This is a genomic window from Thalassolituus sp. (assembly GCF_984348125.1).
Genome location: NZ_CFHJLR010000005.1, coordinates 130,386 through 147,975 on the forward strand (window position 1 = coordinate 130,386; position 17,590 = coordinate 147,975).

General features: G+C 51.5%; 14 protein-coding genes. 7 read left to right on the forward strand and 7 right to left on the reverse strand.

What is annotated here, in order from left to right:
- Positions 1 to 5: 5 nt before the first annotated feature.
- On the reverse strand, positions 6 to 4,229 hold the full coding sequence (locus tag AC5E51_RS05480; RefSeq protein WP_491778237.1) for a hypothetical protein: 4,224 nt from the start codon (positions 4,227 to 4,229) through the stop codon (positions 6 to 8).
- Between the two features lie 192 nt (positions 4,230 to 4,421).
- The gene (locus AC5E51_RS05485) at positions 4,422 to 5,450 is read right to left on the reverse strand and encodes a hypothetical protein (protein ID WP_491778238.1); all 1,029 of its coding nucleotides are present in this window, start codon (positions 5,448 to 5,450) and stop codon (positions 4,422 to 4,424) included.
- Between the two features lie 270 nt (positions 5,451 to 5,720).
- Between AC5E51_RS05485 and AC5E51_RS05490 the strand changes: the two genes are divergently transcribed.
- The gene (locus AC5E51_RS05490) at positions 5,721 to 7,922 is read left to right on the forward strand and encodes an FdhF/YdeP family oxidoreductase (RefSeq protein ID WP_491778239.1); all 2,202 of its coding nucleotides are present in this window, start codon (positions 5,721 to 5,723) and stop codon (positions 7,920 to 7,922) included.
- Here the strand turns inward: AC5E51_RS05490 and AC5E51_RS05495 are convergent.
- Both AC5E51_RS05495 and AC5E51_RS05500 read right to left on the reverse strand, forming a co-directional pair.
- The gene (locus AC5E51_RS05495) at positions 7,919 to 8,548 is read right to left on the reverse strand and encodes an HD domain-containing protein (protein ID WP_297533293.1); all 630 of its coding nucleotides are present in this window, start codon (positions 8,546 to 8,548) and stop codon (positions 7,919 to 7,921) included. The genes AC5E51_RS05490 and AC5E51_RS05495 overlap by 4 nt on opposite strands.
- A 33-nt stretch (positions 8,549 to 8,581) precedes the next feature.
- A complete protein-coding gene (locus tag AC5E51_RS05500) occupies positions 8,582 to 9,157 on the reverse strand; it encodes a DKNYY domain-containing protein (RefSeq protein WP_297533292.1) in 576 nt (191 codons plus the stop codon).
- Positions 9,158 to 9,305: 148 nt separating this feature from the next.
- Here AC5E51_RS05500 and yegD point away from each other — a divergent pair, with 148 nt between their 5' ends.
- Positions 9,306 to 10,664: a molecular chaperone gene (gene yegD, locus AC5E51_RS05505; protein ID WP_297533291.1), complete on the forward strand. Its 1,359-nt coding sequence runs from the start codon at positions 9,306 to 9,308 to the stop codon at positions 10,662 to 10,664.
- A 111-nt stretch (positions 10,665 to 10,775) separates the two neighbouring features.
- Positions 10,776 to 11,024, forward strand: a complete 249-nt coding sequence (locus AC5E51_RS05510; protein WP_068438244.1) for a hypothetical protein — start codon at positions 10,776 to 10,778, stop codon at positions 11,022 to 11,024.
- On the opposite strand, the gene AC5E51_RS05515 is transcribed toward AC5E51_RS05510, so the two are convergent.
- Together AC5E51_RS05515 and AC5E51_RS05520 are read right to left on the reverse strand one after the other, a co-directional pair.
- Positions 10,990 to 12,279 (reverse strand): DUF2254 domain-containing protein, encoded by a 1,290-nt coding sequence (locus AC5E51_RS05515; protein WP_491778240.1) that lies wholly within the window; start codon positions 12,277 to 12,279, stop codon positions 10,990 to 10,992. The two genes, AC5E51_RS05510 and AC5E51_RS05515, sit on opposite strands and share 35 nt — an antisense overlap.
- A gap of 78 nt (positions 12,280 to 12,357) precedes the next feature.
- Positions 12,358 to 13,278 carry a LysR family transcriptional regulator gene (locus AC5E51_RS05520; RefSeq protein WP_491778241.1) on the reverse strand — a complete coding sequence of 307 codons (921 nt, stop codon included), beginning with the start codon at positions 13,276 to 13,278 and terminating at the stop codon, positions 12,358 to 12,360.
- A gap of 155 nt (positions 13,279 to 13,433) precedes the next feature.
- Between AC5E51_RS05520 and AC5E51_RS05525 the strand changes: the two genes are divergently transcribed.
- Entirely contained in the window at positions 13,434 to 14,012 is a 579-nt protein-coding gene (locus AC5E51_RS05525; protein WP_491778242.1) for an FMN-dependent NADH-azoreductase, read from the forward strand.
- Positions 14,013 to 14,097: 85 nt separating this feature from the next.
- On the opposite strand, the gene AC5E51_RS05530 is transcribed toward AC5E51_RS05525, so the two are convergent.
- Positions 14,098 to 14,349, reverse strand: coding sequence for a GlsB/YeaQ/YmgE family stress response membrane protein (locus AC5E51_RS05530; RefSeq protein WP_076514580.1), 252 nt, complete (start codon positions 14,347 to 14,349; stop codon positions 14,098 to 14,100).
- A 269-nt stretch (positions 14,350 to 14,618) separates the two neighbouring features.
- On the opposite strand from AC5E51_RS05530, the gene AC5E51_RS05535 reads away from it, so the two are divergent.
- The 3 genes from AC5E51_RS05535 to AC5E51_RS05545 all read left to right on the forward strand — a co-directional run bounded on the left by AC5E51_RS05535 (position 14,619) and on the right by AC5E51_RS05545 (position 17,508).
- Positions 14,619 to 14,834, forward strand: coding sequence for a hypothetical protein (locus AC5E51_RS05535; RefSeq protein ID WP_297530842.1), 216 nt, complete (start codon positions 14,619 to 14,621; stop codon positions 14,832 to 14,834).
- 125 nt (positions 14,835 to 14,959) lie between these two features.
- Complete coding sequence (locus AC5E51_RS05540; RefSeq protein WP_297530844.1) at positions 14,960 to 16,267, forward strand: surface lipoprotein assembly modifier; 1,308 nt, start codon at positions 14,960 to 14,962, stop codon at positions 16,265 to 16,267.
- A gap of 29 nt (positions 16,268 to 16,296) precedes the next feature.
- Positions 16,297 to 17,508, forward strand: coding sequence for a FecR domain-containing protein (locus AC5E51_RS05545; protein WP_491778243.1), 1,212 nt, complete (start codon positions 16,297 to 16,299; stop codon positions 17,506 to 17,508).
- Positions 17,509 to 17,590: the final 82 nt, after the last annotated feature.

The following is a 17,590-nucleotide window of genomic DNA, read 5'->3' on the forward strand; positions in this document are numbered from 1 at the left end:
TTTACTCACTCCTCCACCCGATCAAAGTAAAACCGCGCCGTAAAGTCGATATCGTTGTAGGTGCCGTTGTTATGTGAGCAGGTCGCGGTGTAATGCGCGCCTTCGACTTTGCCGTAATCCAGCGGAATGTCCAGGTAGCAGTAGTTGTTATTACCGCCGTTGGTCTGGATATAAGCTTCCAGTGCTGGGAAGCCTAACCCCGGCTGCAGTACGTTGTTGGTATCGACGATGTATTCGCCGTAGTAACACGGGATCGGTGTGCCTGCTGGCAGTGTCGCATCGTATGAGAACGTACCTACCGAAATTCGGAAGTCACATTCGCTCAGGCTACGCCCCGCGTTTACATCAAGCCAGGTTGCGGCATTAACGCGCAGGTCTAAACCATCTAGCCAAATCTTATATTTGATATCGCCCTGGCGTGGATTCGTGCCTGAGGTGTATTTCTCGAAGAAATCGGAATTCCCGTCACCGTCGGAGTCACCCGCGTTCGGGTTGGTGTAGTCGAGGTATTCGGTCTGGTCGCTCAGGCCGTCGTTATCGGTGTCGCTGATGCGCGGGTTCGATACAAAGATACCAATATCGCTGCCGTTGATGGTGATCCGGCGCGGCGGTGTCGCGCCCTGATACAGGCCGAGTTCTTCTCTGTCGTAGAGGGTGTCGGTGTCACTGTCGAGCGCGCTTGGGTTGGTGCCGTACTGGCTTTCGGCGGCGAGCGTCGCTTCAATCTGGGCAACGCTGCATACCGGTGCCAGGTTGCAGGCGCGCACGAAGGCGGCGTAGTCGTTGTTCTGTACCTGATTAAAGGTAATGCATGGGTTGCCCCGTGCGACACACACGTCGCCGCCGTTGCGGTATTCATCGTTGTCGTTGATGCCGTCACCGTCGGTGTCGGTGCTGCGTGGGTCGGTTTTGAGGTAAAACTCAAGCAGGTCTGGGAGGCCGTCTTCGTCGGTGTCGGTTTTGGTTGGGTCTGACGTGACTGTTCGCGTGCTGCCCCAGGTCGCTTCGGTCACGACCCAGCCGTTGGTTTCGGCGGAGTTCACCAGGCCGTCGCCGTCGTCATCGAGGAAGTCTGCACCGTCGACCCGGTCGTTCGGGTGCAGGCCCAGTGACAGTTCGGCCAAATCGTTAACGAAGTCGCCGTCGGTATCCGGGTTCAGTGGGTCGGTCGCGTAACCGCCGGTGAGTTTGTCTTCGAGCATCTGCTGGCATTCTGTGCTGACGCTGTGCTCTGCCCAGATAGCGCCGGTCGCGCGCTCTGTCGGAATCGGATCAGGCTCGGTGCCGAGATATGGGGTAATCGTCATGGACGGTACGCTGGCGTCATCAACGTCGATACTGACCATTGGCGTGATGATGTTGCCGTCAACGCGTTGGCCAGTGATTTCTTCGTAGTCGGTCAGGCCATCGAGGTCGGTGTCGCGCTGGCGTGGGTCGAGGCCACAGGCGCGTTCGAGGTCATCGGTGAGGCCATCGCGGTCGGAATCTGCCTGACCCGGATTGGAGAATACGCGGTAGCTCTGGTTTGAGCCTCTGAGCTGTACCATCCAGCCTTCTTTGATTTCGGTGTAGTCGGTGAGTGTGTCGCACACTTCTGTCGTGTTGCCCTGATCACAGCCATCGGTGTTGATGCTTTCGTCGGAGCTGCCGTGCAGGAATTCTTCACGCGCCCAGACGCGGTCCAGGTCTTTGTCCTGCACATAGGTGAAGTTGTATTGCTGGCCCGAGCGCAGGCGCAGGTTATCGAAGTCGACGTTTTCGATGTTCTGATTGTTAGTGAACAGCACCCAGAAGCGAGCTTCACCGGCAATGGCTTCGACATCACGGAAGCGTGTCAGTACGTAGTGCTCCTGCCCCTCTTCTACCAGGATATCGTCGCCGGTAGGGATGGAATCAATCACGCCGTCGTCGCCGGCGCGTATGACCACCTGGCCGGGCTCGATGTCTGCGTTCAGGCTACTGACCAGCTCGTCATCACCGGAAATATCGGTTTCGGCGATGCCATTGCCGCCGTCAATAATCACGGCGGAGGTCGCAAACAGCTCCGTGGCGTAATCGGGTTCTACAAGGATATCGTCACCGCCGGGCACGGTAGCAATGCTGCCATCGTCGCCCGCGCTGATAATCACGCTGCGCGGTTCAACGCTGTTGCCCGCGGTTTCGAGTTGTTCGTCATCTGAGGTTGGCGAAGCGACCGTTTCTACTACGCCGTTGCCGCCGTCGCGAATAATCTGGGTGCCACGGATACCGGCGATTTCTAACGCACGTTTCATGCTGATGCCGTTAGGCACACCCGTGGATGGGTGATGATCGCTGGCGGTGGCGATGCGATAACTTTCGACCACGCCATTACCGAGGTCAAAAATAAGCTCGGCGGTGCGGTCCTGAATCTGCTGCGAGGTAAAGGCGTAGTTGTTGCCGTTTTCGTCGCTGATGTCGTAGTTCGCAAGCTGCACGACTAAGCCGCGCGGGTTTTTCATCAGGTCTTCGATTTCTTGCGGGAAGACATTTTCGGTACGGAAAATAAACGGCCCGCGAGCGGTGTCGCCAATGGCACCTATGTTCACAGAGTCGAGGTTGTCGTTCTCAGGCACAAGCGAGCCGATAGGAATAATCCGGCGGCGATTGTTCGGGTCTTGTGCTTGTGCGGTCAGTTCAAGATTGCTGATCGAGAATGGAATATTGCCGGCGTTTGCCACCGTTACGTCGACACGCATGGAGGCACCCAGCACTTCGCGGGTAATGCTCTCGCGGGTGTCGCGGGCGTTTTCGGTGGTCAGTGAGTCGTGGTAGGCCTCCTCGGCGCTTTGGTTACTCTCTTCACCAAAGGAGACGGTGCTGCCCCATTCGTTACTGTTGGACGACGCCGTCGTGCGGCTGGCGCTGTATTTAACGCTGCCACTGCCGCCGCCGTCGGTGACGCCGTACTTAATTTCTTTTTCGGCGCTCAGTGTCAGTGACACCGAATTCTCGACCGTTCTCTTGGTGGAGTTTTCGTTCGCCGAGGAGTACGTCTGGTTATTGCCCTGCGTCAGCGTGGCTTCGCTGGTGTTGGATTCGGTAACGACTTCGCCGCTCTCATCGGTGTAGGTTAAGCGGGTGTCCAGTTGCAGATTCACCAGGCCTACGTCGATGTCTGGGATCGGCATATCGGCAATTAACGGATTACGATTGCCCGAGGCTACTTCGCTGGGGTCGTCCATCTGGTCGCCGTCGGTATCGGCCAGAATCGGCGAGGTTTGGAAGAAGACATATTCAAAGCCATCCTGAATGCCGTCGCCGTCGGTGTCTTGCTTGGTGCCGTCTGAATAGATGCGGTTCCATTCGGCGTCGTCATCGAGGGTATCGCCGTCGGTATCAATGCTTAATGGGTTCAGGCCGCCGTGGCGTTCGTCGCTGTCTGGCACGCCGTCATTGTCGGTGTCCGGGTCGAGCGGATCAGAGCTGACGTGAAAGGTTTCTGTGCTGCCGTCGGTGCGGGTCACAATCACCGGCCAGCCTTCGAGTTCGATGTAATCGGCGAGGCCATCTTCATCGCTGTCGACCAGGTCATCACCACCCGGGCGTGTGCCAACAAAAGTGGCGCTATTGGGGTTAACTTCAACTTCTCCAGCCGGTGGGGCAATGGCATTGCCAGCGACGTCGTAGGCGTTAACAACGATGAGTCTATATTCGGTATTAATTTGAGCGCCGGTTTCTAACAGCACGGCTTGCTGGCGATCATCGACAAAGCTTGCAGCCAGTACCGGGAGAATCTGTTGGGTGTCGGTGCGGGTAATGTTGAAGTTGACGACCGAGTCGACCAGGTCAGCAGACATCGGCTCGCTGAACTGCACGGTCACAAGACCATTACCGGCAGAGACGGCACCCGAAACACGCGGAGCTTCTTCATCAGGCTCTTCCTGCGCTGCAGGGGCTTGCTGCACCTCAGTAAACAGAACATTCACGGTGCAGTCCTGAGTCACACTGCTGATGTAATACAGATTGCTCTGCATCGAGCCGTTACAGCCGCTGGCGGTGGCTACCGTATAGCCCTCTTCTGGCTGCAGAATCATCTGCGCGCTGCTGCCGTCTGAAATGTCGGCCGATTCAGGGGAGACGGTGCCTTGTCCGGTTACGGAGGTACTGATGCGGTGGCTTTCAGGGCCTTGAATACTGCTGCCGTCCTCGCCTCCACATGACATTAACGCAAGTGTCGATGCCGATAAGATAAATCGCTTAAATGCCATGATAATCAGTTCCCGTCTGGCGTTCCTATTGCCTATCACGTCGGTGGGTGTCGCGATATGCCTATTTGTTAGGTGGACAATGGTAACCAAATCAGAACAATATTTGTACAAACCAGCCATGGACTAGTTCGTAACTTTCAGGCTCTTTACGACATTGCTGGACAAACAGCCTGTTTAAGGCTGGTTGCTCCTCTACTTCATAGGAAGATAGTTGGAGACGCTATCAGGTAATGGCTTCAGCAGCGAAGTTCGAGCTCTGTCCCAATAGGCGGTAAGCAGGACCATACTGCAGCCTACAATCAACCCTGTCAGGCCGAGTTGCTGCCCCAATGTTCCAAAACTATCGAACAGAGCATTCATTGCATAAAGAACATAGGCAAGAGAGGAGACCATAAGAGCTCGGCGATCAATCAGCAGAGAGATCAGTGTAATTACCCCGAATACACCGAGAATTACTCCTGCAACCGAGGCACTAACATCCCCGTCCATGACCCCAATGATCTTGAACAAAGGATGCATTAGTAATGGAGCAGCCAGAAGGTGCAGCCAGAACGCCACATCCGAACGACGCGTTACCCGGCGAGTATCGGAAATATCCCATCCCATGGCGAAGATAAATACCACACCACCAGCCACCATCATCATCGGGTACAGGAAGGTACTAAGTTGTGGGAACGACGTAAACAGTATGGCGAGTACCGTAGCAGCCACGGCAGCAGTAATGAGTGCAATGGTAACCGGAACCCGAAAACGTAACCAATGTGCAAGCGCAGCAATAAGAGAAAACAGCGGAATTACAAATCCACTTTCCTTAACAAGGTCATTTATCGGCAACTCTCTGATGTCTGCCGCGCTTAAATATAGGAACGCCATGACTGCCGTCGCGCTGGGAATAAAAGCAAATAGCAATACGATGGAAGGCAACGCCATTCGGCGAATACGAATGTAATATTCAGCAAGCCCCCAAGCAACACAGGCCGTGACAGCGAAACCAATCACATCGCCAAACATGGAACTGAAAAAAGCAAACGATGAAAGTAGTACTACCACAGAGATAACAACGACGAAGATATCGTTGAAGCCACTGACTAAGCGGAAGTTCTCCTCGTCAACAATGGGGCTGGCGTGCTGCTGTTCGTAGTCCTGGCGAAAACGCTCTACGGAATCACGCGTGAATATGCCTTTGGTTACGGCACTTTCCAGATCTGAATCGGTGTACATCTGTTGTCCTCTTGTTCAATCCATGTTTGTTCAATCCATCGTCGCTACAAACCCTACCAGTCGGGATCCTATTCAGGCGAGCGCTGTTTGATACCTGATTGTCGCTGCGACTCCGAGAGCGATACCTTACAACATTATTGCCCCCGCTTCCTTCAACCAAAACACATCAGCGGTCAGGTATCTGCACATACGCAATCCGACGTATTGCCCGCCTCCAATATCTACGCTTTACTGGTTCTTATCGTTAACACGACATACAGAGATGACTCGATGCACAAGAAGATCGTTGGCGGTGGCTTTAAGAAAGTCCTCTACACCCTGAATACCGTGCGTCGTATCGGCGTGAAAGACGCTGCAAAAGCGTTGGCAGCGCACAATGCCTGTAAAGCCTGCGGTCTGGGTATGGGCGGCCAGCGAGGCGGTATGATCAATGAGTTGGATGAGTTTCCGTCGGTGTGTAACAAGAGCGTGCAGGCGCAGTCGACCGACATTCAGGGGCCCATCCCTCTGCCTGTATTCGATCACACGATTGCAGACTTTAAAGAGCTGTCATCCCACGAAATTGAGCACCTGGGCCGTTTAGGCACGCCGCTCCATAAAGCAGCCGGTTCGGATAAGTTCGAGCCTATAGGCTGGGACGACGCCATTGCCCGCACCGTAGAGCGATTTTCTACCTCGGCGCCGGAGCGCAGCTTCTTTTATGCGTCTGGTCGTTCATCTAATGAGGCGGCCTTTGTACTGCAACTGATGGCGCGCCTGTATGGCAGTACTAACATCAACAACTGCTCTTACTATTGTCATCAGGCCTCCGGCGACGGGCTGGCGACAACGATAGGTACGGGCACCTCAACCGTAGAGCTCGCCGACCTGGGTAAGTCTGACCTGATTTTTGTACTGGGCGCGAACCCTTCTTCAAATCACCCTCGCTTTATTCACCAACTGAAAAACTGCCGCGAGCGCGGCGGCCATGTAGTAGTGATTAACCCTGCAAAAGAACCCGGGCTGGTAAAATTTGCCGTGCCAAAAAGCCCGAAATCTCTGTTGATGGGCGGCAATGACATTGCCTCTGAGTATCTTCAACCAAAAATCGCAACCGACGTCGCGGTATTTAAAGGCATTGCGAAAAGTATTATCGAAAACCAACAGCACAATGTTGAGTTTATCGCGCAGTACACCCGAAATTTTGATGCCTATCTGGCCGATATCGAAGGGACGTCATGGAGCGAAATCGAGTCGATTACCGGACTTTCACGCGACGACATTCACGCCGTTGCCGAGGTATACGCACAATCTGAAAATACCGTATTCGCCTGGGGCATGGGCATGACGCACCACCTGCACGGCGTCGATAACGTCGAGGCCATCGCCAATCTCGCGATGTTGCGCGGCATGCTAGGTAAACCGGGTGCTGGACTGCTGCCACTTCGAGGGCATTCGAATATTCAGGGTGTGGGGACTGTTGGCGTGAAACCCGTACTCGCTGAAGACGTCTTCAGTGCTATTGAAAATGAACTCAAAATTACCCTGCCCCGCAATAAAGGCATGGATACTATGGCGTGTCTTCAAGCCGCCGAGCGCGGTGATATCGACAATGCCCTGATGCTGGGCGGCAACCTGTATGCAGCCTCACCTGACAGCCAGTGGGCAGAAAAATCGCTGGATAATATTCCGTTTAAAGTCTTTTTAACCACCACTCTAAATCAGGGTCATGTGCATGGTTGCGACAACAGCGAGAGCATAATCTTCCCGGTACTGGCACGCGATGAAGAGCATGACCCTACCAGTCAGGAATCCATGTTTAACTATGTGCGCTTGAGTGACGGCGGGATTGATCGTCTCGATAACCTGCGCTCAGAAGTCGATATCCTCTCAGATATTGGCATGGGCGTTGTCGATAAAAGCAGTTTCGACTTCTCGACCTTTAAACAGCACACCACGATTCGTCATGCCATTGCGAAGTCAATTCCCGGCATGCAGGATCTCGCTGGTATTGATGTCGCGAAAAAAGAGTTCTTTATCCGCAATCGTATTAAACACACGCCTGAATTTAATATGCCGGATAACCGCGCGGTATTTATCGTCAACCCGCACGATCATCCAGAAGAACGAAAAGCACAACATGCGTTTACCCTGATGAGTATCCGCAGCGAGGGCCAGTTCAACAGCATCATTTATGAAGAGAGTGACAGCTACCGCGATACGAAGCACCGACATTCAGTTCTGATGAATGAAGATGACATTGCCGCACTCGGTTTAAAAGAGAAGGATAAAGTCACTCTACGCTCAGATACTGGCGAGATGCGCAATCTCGATGTCGTCGCGTTTGACCTTCCGCGAGGCAATATCGCGGCTTACTATCCTGAAGCGAATGTACTTGTCGGCCAGACCGTTGATCAGCGCAGTCGGACACCGGCGTTTAAGTCAGTACCCGTGTCGGTGGAAGCTCAGGTGGTGATTGGTACCGCGGGTTAACAGCTCAAGTTTCGCCTCGCCTGAAGCTCAAATCTGAGTTTCAGGTCGGGTGTCTGATAAATCGGATTTCGCTTAAGAAACGACTGCAGTATCTGCTTACGCTTTCTTCTATAGAGAAAGCCCGGAACATAGCTGTACTCCGCCCTTACCTGCCTGTCGTACTCAGCGAATCTTTTTGGAGAACTGCCCAGAATCGCCAGATCAATATCAACGAGTAATCGCTTATCTGGCGTATCAAGAGTATCCATCGCACTGTGTTCAGTCGCCATTATAAGTTCATAAACCCGCTGGCTCTTTTCTTTGCTGACACCTGCTCCTTCTAGTGCAGCTCGTGCCCACTCTGCGCTTTTCAACTCATTGTCTTTGGCTTTAACGTCGTACACAGCATCATGAAACCAGATTGCCAGTTCAACTTCGTGTGGGTTGGCAGCCAGATGCTGAAACTCTTCAAACAATGCCAGGCATTCGCACAGGTGTTGTTCGGTGTGGTATTTGCGCTGAGGTTCATTCCAGGCCGTTATTAAGTCGTGTCTTAACACTTCCCCATCCCCAGCAGCTCCAATACCTGACCAGCAACGATTCCAGGAAAGATGTAATTCTTCTCTAGCGAATACTGATTGTTTCATTATTCTACCTATTCGACAGTGACAGCATCATATTTAAGAATCATCGGCCAGGTGACCTCTAAGGAAACTATTACTATGATCTACGCCCTCTACAGGGTCGGCTAGTGCTCTGAACGATTGAGGGTCGGCCTCTTCGACCATGTCATAGAAATACCAAACCGTATTTTTATCTTTGGCATAGTAACTATCGCTAAAAATCTCAAACGTCTGGAGATCAGCACGAGGTTCACTTTTTCCCAGTATGTATACTGAATTCTTATCTTTGGCGTAAACCCGGGATAGTACCTGAAAACTGTCCAGATCAACGGAGTCGACTACTTTTCCGTTGAAGTAAAGATGTTGGAGATCCCGAGCATATTCTTTAGTAAGAACCTGGAAGGAGGATATGTCAGCCCCTTCGATTTTCTTAGCCCCCAACGAGAAGAAGTTACCCATAGAGGCAAAGTACAGCTGATTTTCTTTCGTATAGTACTGATCACTTACCGCCTTATCGACTGCGGTGTAACCATCACCATTCCATGCTTTGAAAAATGTAAAAGCAAACCAAGCAAAGACGATAAGACCAACGGCAAGAAAAAGAGAAGATAGAATTAACAATGATTTCAGCACGACAATATGTCCCTATATTACTCACACAATCGGTTTACATCATACCCTCATTCTCGTCTTTTATCGTTAACTTCATGACCAATCTGACAGCCAGCTGAAACCAATAGCCAATCTATGGTACCTTCCCGCTTTTGAAGAGAGTTGCTCCATGATCTGCGGTTTCGACTACGGCACTTCTAATTGCGCTATCGGCGTGCAACAGGATGGCGAGATACGTTTATTGCCGGTCGATGGCGAGCGTACTTTTATGCCGTCTGCGCTATATGCGATGGCCCGTGAGCTCATACCTGAGCAGGTAAGTCATGGACTGACGTCTGATCGTGAAGCTTTTATCGCATCACGCAAACCCCAGTTGCAGATGGCCCTCAGAGCTCGTAATGAACTCGACCTTCACGCGGATGATGATGTAATGTTCGTCGGTCATGCGGCTTTCAAAGAGTATTTCGCCGATCCGGAAGAAGGCTACTTCGTTAAATCCCCAAAATCCTTTCTTGGTGCCAGCGGGCTTCGCCCTGAGTTTGTAGGCTTCTTCGAAGATATCGTCACGGCCATGATGCAAACGATCAAACAACGCGCAGAACTCGCTGCTGGCGATACTCTGACTCAAACCGTTATTGGTCGCCCGGTGAATTTTCAGGGCCTGAATTCAGAGCAAAGTAACCGACAAGCATTATCTATTCTCGAAACTGCAGCCAGACGCAGCGGTTTTAAAGACATCGAATTTCAATACGAGCCGATTGCAGCAGGCTTAAGTTTTGAACGCCAGCTCAGTGAGAATAAAACCGTTCTGGTTGTTGATATTGGCGGCGGTACCAGTGACTGTGCAATGGTACGCATGGGGCCGGATCATATTCAGAAAGCAGATCGTGTAGCGGATTTTCTTGCACATACGGGCGAGCGGATCGGCGGAAACGATCTCGACATCCGCCTGGCAACGGAATCTCTGATGCCACTATTCGGCATGAATGCCGCGCTCAAAAGTGGCAAGCCAATGCCGACAAAAACCTTTATTGATGCGGTGTCGACTAACGATGTTTCCGCTCTGACTCGCTTCAGTAGTCTTGAAACAGGGCTGTATCTGGAGCAATTGCAACGCGATTGTGCTGAACCCGAGCTGATCGGTCGCTTACTGCGACTGCGTAAAAACAAGCAGAATCAGCAATTGGTTCGCCATGCGGAAGAGGCAAAGATTTCCTTGTCCAATGCTGAAATGACATCAGTGAATCTCGAGTTCGTCGAAAAATCGCTCAGCACGGATATCAACCGAACCGAACTTGCCGAGGCAATCGAGCGTCCACTTGAAAAAATTATTGCGCTAATGAAAGAGGCTAAAGACCAGGCTGGAGTCTCACCTGATCTTATTTTCGTCACCGGCGGAAGTGCAAAGTCTCCCGTGATCACAAATGCGGTCAAAAACGTCTTTGGTGAAGTACCACTATTGGATGGTGATCACTTTGGCAGTGTAGTGTCGGGCCTGACAGAGTGGGCACAGCGTATTTACCGCTAACTCGCGAGAGTAGTCACCGATAACGGCATCCATTTTATGGCTTTGCTAATCACCAACCTTATATGCAGAATAAGGATTACCCTGAACCCCAACTCTCGTTAAGGAAGAAGCATGAGCGACGATAAAAAAGTGGAAACTAATAACGAACGCGTTGTTGATATTATTGCCGACAAACTAGTTGTTGATCACAGCGAAGTCATTGAGACAGCGTCCATTCCCCCTGAAGAAGCCCTTGGAAATAACGCAAGCACAAATCAAAGCACCGACGTCAATGCCGAAACGCAGGAGAAAGCAGACACGGTTGGCCGTGGTACACGCAAAGCCACTAACGGCGTTTCCGTTCGCACTGAACTGCTTTAAGCTGTTCGACTTCCTCTTCGAGAGCCAGGCTTTGACTGGCTCGCTTTACCGCAAGCTCCGCGTAGTGTGCCATGACGTCACTGTAAGCTTCGGGAGCCATATCAGCGAGAGCCGCCATGGATTTCTGAACGCGTATCTGAATTTCAATTAACCCTGCACCGTCACGGGCCACTGGCATAAATAAATCTTCAATCAGGTCAGACGTTTTCAATGCCGGAACACGTACAGATGGGAAGCAGATAGATTCATCATCATCGTCCAGTACGCGATGATCTCTCCAGATACAGAACAATCTCACTGCCCTGCCCAGCACGTCGATTGCTGTACCGGGATCATTGACTGCCGGCGACAGTGCTCTGCTCGCGATCTCTGAAAGTACAATTAAACCAAACCGAGGGTCTTGCTCGAACGACCGGGTTTTCCCAGTGGTATAGGCTGACGTGACACGATTGATCAGCTGCGCTTCCTGCTCATTGTTGAGATCTTCTTTCTCTTTAAACTCGACACAGGCAAGAGGTTTACCGGGGAATACAAAGCTTCCAGGGGCCGCTAGCACGTTGATATTCAACTTCAGCTCATCAGCAGTTTCCTGGAGGCTGGCAATATCAATGTGGCAGATAAAGCCTGTAGATTCTGACTTAATGTCGAAGCTATCAGTCGGGCGCTTCCAGTCTTCGGGTAAGCACCGCGCTCCCAAGTGCGGATGCTCTACTCGTGCGCGCAACGCATTGGTGGCTGCGACTTCGACCTGATCGGTGGTCTCAGTGACTCGCCCTAATACGGAAAGATGTTCGATCCAATGCAGGATGGCGATCAATATGATGCCAATCACCAGTAGCGTTGCGACAAACAGAACGAGGCGGCCGCCCTCGCCATAGACACCAGTATTAAGCGCAATAATGCCCACAAGGCTGAAAAGAAATGCACCCAGAAACGTAGCAAGAACATTCTGCGTGATCGGATCTTCGCGGACGAGCTGAGTTGCTCTGGGTGTCGTTCCGGTACTCGCCGCAGTAAAAGCAGACACCATCACCCCTAGCGAGAAGGTCGTTACTGTCAGCATACTCGTCGCCAGGATGTCGAGTATCTGATCAATCGTAGCAACGGATATGTGGAACGAAATTGCGTCCGGCAGCAACCGCTCTACTGGGGCAGCGATCAATGCAGTGATTATCGCCATGACCGCAAACAGCGCCGCTCTCACCCATAATTTATGAGTGAACCTTATTAATAACCACTGCCATTTACTGAACATGATGTTTCCGTTGTCGCCTGCACTTGGATATAAAACTACCCGTGTTTTTAACTATGACACCAACTATCCGTATAAGTATCACAACTCATCAATACATTTATCCCAGTACGGCTCTTTGCCGAGGCGCTCGATAACATAGTCGATCAAAGCACGCACCCGGCGCGATAAATGCCGGGCGCGGGGATACACAGCGTAGAGGTTCATCCCAAACCATTTATAGTCGGTCAGTACCGGAATTAACCGCCCGCTTGAGAAGGCTTCCTGCAAAGTGAATGTTGGCTGACAACCCGCTCCCAGTCCTCGTTCAGCGGCAGCAATTAATGCTTCGCCATTATTCGATAACGTACCCGGTGAAAGACGAATCTCCCCTGTTTTTCCTTCTGGTGATGTGTATGGCCAGCGTCCGGGATACCGCAGGTTGCTGTATCCAAAAACCGGTACGCCGTGAAGATCATCCGGGGTATTAAACGGCCCGTACTTTTCCACGAAATCCGGTGAGCAGTACACCATATGCCTTACCCGTGTAACCTTGCGGGCGATCAGGGTCGAATCTTCAAGGTGGCCAATGCGAAAGACAAGATCAAAGCCATCTTCAATAACGTCAACCCGACGGTCAGAAAGATCGAAATTAACAGTCACCCCGGGATGTTCACTCATGAAGTCAGCGATGATCGGTGAGAGTTGGGAAATGCCAAGACTGAGAGGCATGGATACCGTGATATTGCCGCTCAGTAACGTGGCCGATTGCATCACCTCCTGCTCTGCATCATTCCAGTCATCAAGTAGCTTACGGCAGCGGTCATAATAAAGCTGACCGTCATCGGTCAAATGCATAGTCCGGGTAGTTCGTTGCAGTAGCTGTACTCCCAGCCTTTCTTCAAGGGCCTTCATACGTCGACTGATCGCCGAGTTAGCAACACCAAGGCGCTCCGCCGCTTTTGATGCGCTGTGGCACTCTACCAGTGTGACGAAGACACGTACTTCTTCCAGTTCACTCATCTGTCGCTCTCTTCTCTGACAAGCCCCTACGACTAATTTTTCTATTTTTCAGAATAATATTTTCAATAATAGAGTATTTTTCCATAGTTAAGAAATGTTTATCGTAACTACCATTGAATAGTTAAAAGCATCCTCACAAAACACAGGAGATCGGTATGACACATATTCTTCGGGTAGACAGCAGTATGAGAACGGAAGGTTCAGTTAGCCGTACCCTCGCGGATAAACTGATTGAACGCTTGTCGGACAGCAACACCCAGATTACCGAGCGTGATCTGGCAAACGGCATTGAACTGATCAATGAACACTGGATTGGTTCGAACTTTACAGATCCATCTGACCGCAGCGATGAGCAGAAGACATCTCTGGCAACCTCCGACCAGTTAGTGAATGAACTGCGTGCAGCTGACACGGTGGTAATTACAGCACCTGTTTATAACTTCCACGTCCCCGCTGCTCTGAAAGCCTGGATCGATATGGTTGCACGCGCCCGTGAAACTTTCCGCTACACCGAAGAAGGCCCGGTTGGCCTGTTAACAGGCAAGAAGGTCTACGTCGTAATGACCTCGGGTGGCACTGTTCTGGGCGCCGAAAATGATTTCGTCAGTGGCTGGCTGAAGTACATTCTGGCATTTATGGGAATGACCGATGTGACTTTCATCGACAGCAGCGGTTTGATGCTGGATGAAACAAAAGCCGAAAAAGCCGAAGCTGAAATAGCAGACGTTGCTTAATAAGTGACCGACATAAAAAAGCCCCGACAGGCGGGGCTTCGTTTATTAATTAGATACGTTCATTAAATTAAATAATCACTCTTGATCACGCTCTTTTGAGCAGGCGAACCAGAAAGATCAATATCACAGCACCGACTGTGGCGGTAATAACCGATCCGATGAAACCACCTGCGGCAACACCGGCGACTGAAAATACATAGCCACCAACAACAGCACCGAGTACGCCAATAACAATGTCGCCCAGCAGGCCGTAGCCACCGCCTTTAGTGATAACGCCACCAAGCCAGCCTGCAAGCGCGCCGATTAAAAGAAAAACAAGTAGTGCTGAAATATCCATTGTTGCCACCTCATAACATTCATTCGTGTTTTAGCCCTGACCTGAAAAATACTGCGCTTCTCTGATTCAGTACTGAGTTTTCAAGTACTCAGTTCCGCGCCTGTATTTCTCAATTTTTCCGGCTCTCTTATATTACGAACGGAAAAGCTGCTAAGAGTTCCGGCCTGTTTGAAATGGCCTTTCAGGCAAACATGAGAATCTTGTCTATACTTAATGATGAACCACGCAAGCAGGACTATGGAGTCCCGCTAACACGGAGGTAGTTTTAGATGGGCGAACAGGCGCTTAACACAGACAATGTCGACAAGATTCGGGAAGAAGTGTCGAGGCTCGAAGAAGAGATTCACAAGATCAGTAATAAGCTTCAGAACGATGGTTTCTTATCCCGTGTACCCGCCGCCATGATCGAAAAAGAGCAACACAAACTCGAAAGATTCCAGCAGGCCTGCTCCGAGCTGAAGGCCAGACTGAAACAAGCCGGTTGATGCAAGCCCGTCCAGATTGACAGGCTGAATTCCAGCTAAACTGGCTCCCCTACATGCGCCCATGGGAATACATGCTGGCGCAAATGGCGTACACTTCGCGCTCAGGATTTTTATGAGTACGGAACGTGCGGTACGTTATTCTCTTTATTACTTCCCTGGCCGCCATGATGGTCAGAGCCGATGCCAATTCATCAGCTGCAACTGAAGCAGACAATTGTCCGGCAGACATCAGCTTCAGTGACATCTACCGCAACCCGGATGATCTGGCGCTCAATTATTGTTATCTCCAACAGAAAATCGATGAAGGCGACATCAAGTCTGCGATTCCGGTCGTAGAGCGTATCCTTCTGCTCGAACCCCATCAGAACCGTGCGAGAATTATCTACGCCAGCCTGCTCTATCACTCAGATATGATGGTTGAAGCTCGTCAGGAGTTTGAAGAAGTACGCTCCCGACCACTGCCGCAAAGCGACGAATGGTTGGTTCTGGACTATCTTCGCAGAATCGATGAGATGGATCAGCGCGCGACCCAAACCCTCTCGTTATCTATCACAGGGCATCACGACGACAACATCAATAATGCCCCCGACGACGATACCATTCTGTTTTATGGCTATGAGTTCGAATTCCCACAGAAGAAAGTTGAGGAATACGGTACCGAGTTCAATATCAGTTATGACCTTGATTATGCCTGGGGTGAATATCGTCAGCATGCTGCCATTGCTTCGTTGCAATACACCCGGGATAACTATGCCACCCAGGACACGCTCGATTTCTCGAGCTGGTATGGCACCCTCGGAAATCGTTTCGATTTTGATGGAATAAAGCTGACCCTCGCTGGTAATGCCCAACACCAGTCTTTGCATGGAGAAGGCTTACTGAGAAGCCACGGAGGAAGCCTCAGTTCTTCGTACGCCTGGGACCTGAAAAGCCTCAACCTCTACGTCAATACGCGCCTGAGCACAGGCGTCTCGACAGACAACTACATCGCTCCGGGCAGCAATACCAGTTCAGGCAAGCGTTACTATTCAAAAGTATCTGGCTCACTGACCTTCGATAAGGTACACAATCTCTATCTGGCATTGGGGTACAGTACAAAAGAAGCCCGCTCTGAGGCTGCCAGTTACACCAATTGGTCCACCAGCATGAGTTACCGCTGGACAGCCACCGCCGGCCAATCAATTGCAGCTTATGTCAGCCAGAGTCGGACCCGTTACTCTGGCTCTTCGGAATTCGTCACGGGTGACCCTTCTTTGGTGCGACGCAGCAAACCACTGTTCGCATCTCTGGCACTGACATTGCCGGTAAATCTGGTTGAAAACATGGACCTGACGATCAGTGGCGAACGCCAGCTGAATCGCGCAGATATTTCTAATTATGAGTACCGTAATACCCGCTGGTCGGCCTCGGTCACAAAACTCTTCAGTCTGTGAGGGCCTCTGAAATGACGACGGATATCGCAATGACCCGACATTTCCCATCAGGCAAGCGCCTTAAAACCACCCTTCTGACACTCAGCGCGCTGGCTGTAGCAGTCCATGCTCATGCACAGGAAGCGGGTGTACTGGCTGGGCTGAAAGGATCGGTGACTGTTTATCGTGATGACCAGCTTCTGACTGCGCACAGCGGTGATGATATTTTCTCTGGTGACCGGATTGAGTCCGACGGCGGACAGCTGTTTCAGCTGCTACTGCGGGACGAAAGTACTTTCACTTTCGGCGAAGGTTCTGTGATCACTCTGGATCACTACGAATTTGACGATGACCTCAAGACCGGACAATTGCAGATCACTCAGGAAGCGGGGCAACTTAAATTCGCCACCGGACGCATTGCTGATGGTAGCCTGAATGCTTTCAGAATCCGGCAACCCGCCACCGAAGTCGCTGTGCTGGGCACTATGGGGGTGACCGCGATACTCTCACCTGAGCAGGTATCAATGCATTTTCCTGATATCAACTTGCCGCCAGAGACTGGCCCTGTGAGTTATTCGTCGCTGATGGGCCCCGGCCCTTACTCTTCCATTCCAACAGGTACCTTTATGGTGACTGCGGGAAGTCAGAGAATCACGGTTGATCAGCCTGAAGGAAGTGTTATTGCTGGCGACGGGCTGGCACCCGTTTTCTTTTTTGCGCCACCACTTACTTTTGAACAGCCTCAGGCTAGTAATGAAAGTGACACGGAGCAAAATAACAGCACTCTCAGCAATATTAACGGCGTTAATGCTGATGACCCCGCCGATGCACGAGCACAAAAGAATGCCAACCGACGGTCCTCTGACGAGAGCCGCCAGCAAAGCCGCCGGGAGTCACAACAGTACATCAACGACTTTCAGGTCCAACGCATTATCGAGCGTATGGAAACGAGGTTTGGCCTGCCGGACGAATTTGACCCAGCCTTCACGCCGGAACAACCGGCTGAGTCGCCTTCTCAGCCCGGGCCGCCCTTCCCTCAAGAACCAGAGCCCCAGGAACCAGAACCTCAGGAACCTGAACCGCAAGAGCCTGTTACTGAGCCTGAGCCGCCTGTAACAGAACCACAGGAACCAGGCACTGGCTCCGGGTTGCCAACCAATCCGGGCGGAGATCCACTCGACCCGATAGGCCCCGGAACGGGCCTTGATCCACTTGACCCCGGACCAGGTATGATATGCCCCGGCGATCCTGAGTGCCCTTAACTCTGCAGATATCCCCAATAATAAAAAGGCCACGCATTGCGTGGCCTTTTTATTGTCATTGCTTTTATTTTCATTTTTAGAG

What these genes read in the sequence shown, in the direction of transcription:
- AC5E51_RS05480 (WP_491778237.1), bottom strand. Translation starts at nt 4,229, where the DNA reads ATGGCATTTAAGCGATTTATCTTATCGGCATCGACACTTGCGTTAATG.
- AC5E51_RS05485 (WP_491778238.1), bottom strand. Translation starts at nt 5,450, where the DNA reads ATGTACACCGATTCAGATCTGGAAAGTGCCGTAACCAAAGGCATATTC.
- AC5E51_RS05490 (WP_491778239.1), top strand. Translation starts at nt 5,721, where the DNA reads ATGCACAAGAAGATCGTTGGCGGTGGCTTTAAGAAAGTCCTCTACACC.
- AC5E51_RS05495 (WP_297533293.1), bottom strand. Translation starts at nt 8,548, where the DNA reads ATGAAACAATCAGTATTCGCTAGAGAAGAATTACATCTTTCCTGGAAT.
- yegD (WP_297533291.1), top strand. Translation starts at nt 9,306, where the DNA reads ATGATCTGCGGTTTCGACTACGGCACTTCTAATTGCGCTATCGGCGTG.
- AC5E51_RS05510 (WP_068438244.1), top strand. Translation starts at nt 10,776, where the DNA reads ATGAGCGACGATAAAAAAGTGGAAACTAATAACGAACGCGTTGTTGAT.
- AC5E51_RS05515 (WP_491778240.1), bottom strand. Translation starts at nt 12,279, where the DNA reads ATGTTCAGTAAATGGCAGTGGTTATTAATAAGGTTCACTCATAAATTA.
- AC5E51_RS05520 (WP_491778241.1), bottom strand. Translation starts at nt 13,278, where the DNA reads ATGAGTGAACTGGAAGAAGTACGTGTCTTCGTCACACTGGTAGAGTGC.
- AC5E51_RS05525 (WP_491778242.1), top strand. Translation starts at nt 13,434, where the DNA reads ATGACACATATTCTTCGGGTAGACAGCAGTATGAGAACGGAAGGTTCA.
- AC5E51_RS05530 (WP_076514580.1), bottom strand. Translation starts at nt 14,349, where the DNA reads ATGGATATTTCAGCACTACTTGTTTTTCTTTTAATCGGCGCGCTTGCA.
- AC5E51_RS05535 (WP_297530842.1), top strand. Translation starts at nt 14,619, where the DNA reads ATGGGCGAACAGGCGCTTAACACAGACAATGTCGACAAGATTCGGGAA.
- AC5E51_RS05545 (WP_491778243.1), top strand. Translation starts at nt 16,297, where the DNA reads ATGACCCGACATTTCCCATCAGGCAAGCGCCTTAAAACCACCCTTCTG.